General features: G+C 37.1%; 6 protein-coding genes and 1 tRNA gene. 1 reads left to right on the top strand and 6 read right to left on the bottom strand.

Features of this window, described 5'->3' with window-relative positions:
- Positions 1–475: 475 nt before the first annotated feature.
- The 6 genes from ACIR131C_RS0100570 to fraC form a co-directional block, all read right to left on the bottom strand.
- Positions 476–548 (bottom strand) — tRNA-Ala (locus ACIR131C_RS0100570).
- Between the two features lie 45 nt (positions 549–593).
- Complete coding sequence (locus ACIR131C_RS0100565) at positions 594–1,322, bottom strand: HAD family hydrolase (RefSeq protein WP_028088672.1); 729 nt, start codon at positions 1,320–1,322, stop codon at positions 594–596.
- 58 nt (positions 1,323–1,380) lie between these two features.
- The gene (purN, locus tag ACIR131C_RS21375) at positions 1,381–2,055 is read right to left on the bottom strand and encodes a phosphoribosylglycinamide formyltransferase (protein WP_051347434.1); all 675 of its coding nucleotides are present in this window, start codon (positions 2,053–2,055) and stop codon (positions 1,381–1,383) included.
- A gap of 202 nt (positions 2,056–2,257) precedes the next feature.
- Positions 2,258–3,037 (bottom strand): ABC transporter permease, encoded by a 780-nt coding sequence (locus tag ACIR131C_RS0100555; RefSeq protein WP_028088671.1) that lies wholly within the window; start codon positions 3,035–3,037, stop codon positions 2,258–2,260.
- 64 nt (positions 3,038–3,101) lie between these two features.
- Complete coding sequence (fraD, locus tag ACIR131C_RS0100550; RefSeq protein WP_028088670.1) at positions 3,102–4,133, bottom strand: septal junction protein FraD; 1,032 nt, start codon at positions 4,131–4,133, stop codon at positions 3,102–3,104.
- Positions 4,134–4,169: 36 nt separating this feature from the next.
- Positions 4,170–4,718, bottom strand: a complete 549-nt coding sequence (gene fraC / locus ACIR131C_RS0100545) for a filament integrity protein FraC (protein ID WP_028088669.1) — start codon at positions 4,716–4,718, stop codon at positions 4,170–4,172.
- Positions 4,719–4,999: 281 nt separating this feature from the next.
- Here fraC and ACIR131C_RS0100540 point away from each other — a divergent pair, with 281 nt between their 5' ends.
- A complete protein-coding gene (locus tag ACIR131C_RS0100540; RefSeq protein ID WP_028082929.1) occupies positions 5,000–6,139 on the top strand; it encodes a cob(I)yrinic acid a,c-diamide adenosyltransferase in 1,140 nt (379 codons plus the stop codon).
- Positions 6,140–6,405 lie beyond the last annotated feature (266 nt).

The following is a 6,405-nucleotide window of genomic DNA, read 5'->3' as shown; positions in this document are numbered from 1 at the left end:
TAATCCTGAAACTCTTTCCAGTCAACACTTGTAAGTTATTCTCTTACATCGAACTCAGGTGACTAGGGGTGGGTTGAAAAATATTTCTGCTAAGTCTACACCCTCAAACCCTTGCGTTTCAACTACCATCCCGACTAGGGGTGGGTTGAAGGGAAAGGAAAGATAAATAACTTTTGGAATGCGTAAGCGTTGCGCTGCTGCAAGCAGTTCGCTAGTTAAGCAGGTTTGGATTTAAAATAGTTACAAAATAGAGTTGATTATGGGAGGATTGAAAGGAGTGCTGCGATCGAACCAATAATTGAACCAATATATTAATAATCATTGGTTTATCATGGATGATTTTCAGCGACATTATTGTGTTAACGGTTGAAAAAATGAATTCGACGACACTAATCTGTTAACAGCGACATGAATTTGTTAATAACGACAAGAATCTGTTAACGACGACAAATAATTTGTTATTCGACAAACAAAATGGAGAATAGGAGACTCGAACCCCTGACCTCTGCGGTGCGATCGCAGCACTCTACCAACTGAGCTAATTCCCCTTATTCGTGCTTATGAGTTCTTATCTCTAATACACATAGCCCATTCTAGCATTCAGAAACAATAAATTGCCCATCTTTTTTTAAAAAAACTTCCTGTACCTGCTGTAAATCCAAATCAATCAAATAATCAATTGTCCAATTAGCTTGACGTTGCAGCATATGGAACGGGTAAGTATTCGCTACACCTACCACCTGCATTTGGGCTTTTCTAGCTGCTTGAATACCTGCGGGAGTATGTTCAATCACTAAACACTCCTGAGGTTGTAGATTTAATTCTGGATATACTTGATTCATCCGTTCCAGTGCTAATAAATATCCTTCCGGGTTAGGTTTATGACTGCTGATATCATCCCCTGATACAATCACGGGAAAGTATTCAGCTAATTTAGCAGATGTCAACACTGTTTCTATTTCTAAAGATAAAGTATCACTAACTAACCCCAATTTGAGATCATGGTCACGAATTTGAAAAATCACGTCTTCAATTCCGGGATATAAAGGCAATTGTTCCAACTTTTCTAATTCTAGAATATAACCTTGAGCTTTGCGGGTGAGTAATTGAGTCATGTAAACTTCTGTCACTACCCGACCACGATTTTTCAGCAAGTTTTGCAAGTAAGCGCGATGGCCGAACCCTAAAAAAGCTTGACGTTCTTGCACTCGTTGAATTTGGAGGTTTTCCCCCAGGAGAATCTCATCTATTAGTTGAATATGGATTGGTCTATCTTTAATGATGACACCATTAAAATCAAATAAAACCGCTTTTAAACTCATGGCGCTAATTCCTAACTCCAAATTTGGGGACTCCTGTTATACATTTTCCCGCCACTAATTACTGATTGTAATATGGCTGGGTGCAAAATGTAGGATCTAGAAGAGTAATGGCCATTGGTAAAATCCGATGTTCCTGCACTTGAATTCTAGCGTGTAGAGTTTCTGGTGTATCCTCTGGGAAAACAGGAACAGCCGCTTGCATTAAAATCTCTCCACTGTCAACTTCTAAAGAAACAAGATGTACAGTACAGCCAGTGATTTTCACTTTGGCTGCTAAAGCCTGTTCTACAGCTTGTACGCCCTTAAAACTCGGTAATAAACTGGGATGAATATTGATCATCCGCTGGGGGAAAGCATCAATTAACACTTGTGTAACTAATCGCATCCATCCTGCCATAATCACGAATTTCACATCATACTGCTGCAATATTTGGACTATTTTACTATCAAACTTTTTCCGACTTTTATAATCACGATGATTCAATAGTACAGATTCTACACCCCATTTTTCAGCCCTGATTGCTGCTTTAGCATCGGGATTATTGTAAATTAAAACTTGAATCTTGGCGTTAATTTTACCATCAGCAATAGCTTGGGCAATTACTTCAAAATTACTGCCATTTCCTGAAGCCATGATTCCTATTTGCAAAGGCTGATCAGATGAAACTTGGTAATTATAAATATCAGGAGAAATCAGACTGGAATGATTATTTATTGGCAAATTGTAGGTCATATAGAAATCCTTAATGATATGTAATAAACTCTTGAACATTTAACCTGCATATTTTACAAGTAAAACTCTTGTGGGGTGGGCATCCTGCCCGCCCAAATTATGCAAATTAAAGGTTTTTCAGCTTCAAATCTATTAGTTTTTGGGCAATACCTATCATCAATTTTAATCACACTACACAAATGATAGTTCTCAAGGTTAATCCTTAAAACTCTCTGCGTAAGAAGATAAGAATAGCAAATGCTAACAACATAAAGCTATAAAGTAAACCATAAACTGCATTGATAATTAATGTGATTGTGTCGGGTAGTGCTTGTAAACCGTAAACGGCATCATTTTTTAGGTCTAATCTGGATAAATCTGGTAAGATCAGATATAAACTTTGGGTAATGCGTTCCATAGTAGGATTACTACTTAATTTACCTAATGCAAACAAATCTTGAGTAATATTTCCCATTAAATATACTGCATAAGTTAGGGCAGTGGCGATTAGGGAACTAGTAAAAACTCCTAGACTAATAGCTACGGCAGTAATTAAACATAATTGGAAAAACATAAACAAGGTAGCCAGAAAAATACTGGTCATTGGATAGGATATTTTGCCAATTTGCAAAAATCCTAAATAAATCATTGTCATGATGACAATTAAAACAGCTATTATCGCTGATAGTCCTAAATATTTACTAGCAATAAATTCACTGCGGCTGATGGGTTTGGCAATTAATACTAATATGGTGCGTTTTTCTATTTCTTTGTTAACTAATCCCGTCCCGATAAATATAGCCACAATTAAACCAATGATATTCATGGTTGCCAAACCAAAATCTAAAAAGATTTTATCAGAACTGGTGGCTGTAAATTCAGGAATTGCCCGGAAGGCAATAGCGAGGATGAGTGCATATAAAGGGATGATGTACAGGATGCGATCGCGTATCACCTCCTGAAATACATTCTTGGCCATGGCAACGGTTCTAATTACATTCATATTTGTTAGTCATTACTTATTAGTCATTAGTTCTTAGTTGTTAGTTATTTGTTTTCGTTCTATTTTACCTTAGTTTTGTTACTTTTTTGGGTGGGGGAGGGGGAGAACCATTGAAAAATTTACTTGTGCGATCGCAAGAAATCTTAGCAACTGTATTCTTATTATCTGTCTGTTGTCCCGATTGAGAGGGTTGAATAAAACAAGATTTTTTCCAGTAAAATCCTTTGGCATTGGCACTAGGTCCATTCCAAATAGTCAAAATATCTAGCTGATATCCAGAGTTGAAATTAACTAGACGTGGTTCAACACTCCAGAGTTGTTTTTCTTGGGATCTACTGAGGTGATTATTAATTGTTCTCTTCCCCAAATTCCCTAGCTGCTGATCAGCTTCTAGTAACCATTTTTCTACTTCTGACCAAGGTTTATTGGCAATTTGTTGATTAACTAAAGGTTGCAGTTTATTTAAAATCAAATCACCATTTTTTGGTTTTTTGGCAGGTGGTTCTAGTCTAATGACAAAGGCACTTTTCTGAAAGTTGTCTGCACGTAAACTAGGATAGTCTTTTAACCATTTATCTATAACGAAGTAAAACTGCAACCAACAACTAATTAGCATACACCAAGATAACAAAATTATTATTTTTTGGCGGTCTTGTAATTTGGGCAGTTTTGCTTTTGCGGATCTTCCTCCCGTACCTTCAAAGAAGTTAGGTATGGCCGTAACAATCGCAGATATTGTTGGCCAAATAACTATAGTTTTAGCTGTTAATATATTCTCCTGATGTCCAAAGGCAAAGACGCTAACTAAAAACCCTGTAATTATTGCCCCGACTGGCATAAAAGTTCCGGGAAATCTTAAAGGATCATCGGTGGTATACCAAGCTGTTCCTGCTAACAAAAATATCCAACCACAAAAGGCAATAATATCTTTGACAGATCCTACAGCAAAATATGATATTCCCCAAGAAAAAACGCTCAAATAAATAAATGTCTGCCACGAGTATGCTTTTGTTGGTGTCAGAAATTTTTGCAACCCTGCGAATAAACCTTTAATAAATTGAAATATGCCCAGTATTTCCTTGAATAATGAGTCCATTGGATTACCTCTAATCAATAAAGTGATTAATATTGATCATCTTCCAGAATACAGAGAACGAATTAATAAGATGATCGTTATGGCAGTGTAACTCAGTGAATTTGCTATTAAGATGGCAGTTACTAAATTAGTATTTTGCAATTTAGCTATATTCATATAAATTGCTCTTTGTTGTGAAGAAATCATGTCTGTTTCTGTTTTTTTGCCACCTTCACCCATAACAATGATCAGCATTTTCATAATTAAAAACTTAACTATAAAAGTCGCTAAAAAAATAGTAAATGATAACAAAATTATCAGGGAACTGATACCAGTATCTTTTAACTTATTAAAAAATACATAATTCATCAAGTCTGATTTGATAGTAGTAGGTAATATGGGTTCGATCACAAAAAAGATAATCCAGCCAATTACACTAGAAAAAACATTAATGGTAATGGCATAAAAAATGCTGGTCTTCTTATCAAACTTTAGCCATTTATTAAGAACGGAAGCTTCTATGGGAATGGCTGCTAGTAAGAATAATATTTCAAAAAATATTGCCCCAATTGGCAAAATTATGGGTAGTGATAATTCTTCAGACATATTTGTTAAAAGTCTAAGTTAGAACCATTTGAGCGGTTATGATCCGCGCTTACATTGACGAAACACACCTGAGTGAGTTGATAAACCTGATTTTTTGTTTATAAAAAATACTAACAACGGGCAATTATCTCATGTTTTGGTATTTATAATCTGAGTATTTCAAGATTTTTTATGGAAATTATCAATACATTTACTTAATGTAAATACGTAGGCAGAAAACCGTACATCCTCAACCCGGTTTCGTTAAGATAAGGAATTACCACTTTATAGCTTTTCAAAAGATGACAAGGAACGGTATCGGTATTCGCACAGCGCAAGCGCGTTCTGAGCGGCTTACGGGTCAAATTCACGTCTATGATGGTTTGGGAAAAGGTAAGTCCCAAGCAGCTTTAGGGGTGGTTTTGCGCTCGATTGGTTTGGGAATTAATACACCCTGGGATTCTTGTAGCCGGGTGTTACTGTTGCGGTTTTTAAAAGGTCCAGAACGGGATTATGATGAGGATGGAGCAATAGCGGCTTTACAGCGGGGATTTCCCCATTTAATTGACCAAGTTCGCACGGGAAGAGCCGAATTTTTCGGACATGATCAAATTACACCTTTTGATCGTACGGAGGCTACACGGGGTTGGGATGTAGCCAAAGGTGCGATCGCTTCTGGTTTATACTCGGTTGTAGTTCTAGATGAAATTAACCCGGTTTTAGATTTAGGTTTGCTATGCGTGAATGAAGTCATAAACGTTTTAAAATCTAAACCTCAAGAATTAGAAATCATTACGACTGGACGCGCTGCACCACAAGCATTATTAGATATTGCAGACCTACATTCGGAAATGAAACCTCACCACCACCCCACAGCCGCAGAACTGTTTATTGAAGGCATTGAAATTTATACAGGTGCGGGTAAGGGTAAATCTACCAGTGCCTTGGGTAAAGCTTTACAAGCTATTGGTAGAGGTATCAATCATCCTGGTTCTAACCGTGTATTAATTATGCAGTGGTTAAAAGGTGGTAGTGGCTATACTGAAGATGCAGCTATAGCCGCTTTACAGAAGTCCTATCCAGAAGTGGTAGATCATCAACGTTGTGGACGGGATGCTATTGTTTGGCGTAATTCGCGTCAAGATTTAGACTATATAGAGGCGGAGAGAGGTTGGGAAATTGCTAAAATGGCGATCGCTTCTGGTGTGTATAAAACTATCATTCTCGATGAACTCAATCCCACAGTGGATTTAGAATTATTACCTGTTGATCCCATTGTCCAAGCATTATTACGTAAACCCCGCGACACAGAAGTGATTATTACCGGTCGCTGTCAAAATCAACCAGCTTATTTTGATTTAGCCAGTATTCATTCTGAGGTTTATTGTCATAAACATTACGCAAATGAAGGCGTGGAATTGAAGCGGGGGGTTGATTTTTAACCCTATGGGCGCAGGGTCTGCGCCCTTCGTTCTATTTATCGCATACGGCAGTAACTAGTATTATCAATTACAGACATTAATAATAAAACTCTTGTGGTGCGGGCATCTTGCCCGCATAAGAAGTACCTCACTCAAGTTAAACTTGCTGTAATATTTTTATTTGGGTTGACAAAAACCAACCCAAAAATCACGATTATTGATGATCCTGTTGATTTAACCAAGTTATTAAATCAGCAACTTCAGAAATATTAAACAACGCTGCACCT

Source organism: Dolichospermum circinale AWQC131C (genome assembly GCF_000426905.1).
Lineage (GTDB): Bacteria > Cyanobacteriota > Cyanobacteriia > Cyanobacteriales > Nostocaceae > Dolichospermum > Dolichospermum circinale.
The sequence above is the reverse complement of the archived record's forward strand: the minus strand, read 5'-3'. Positions and strand labels throughout refer to the sequence as shown.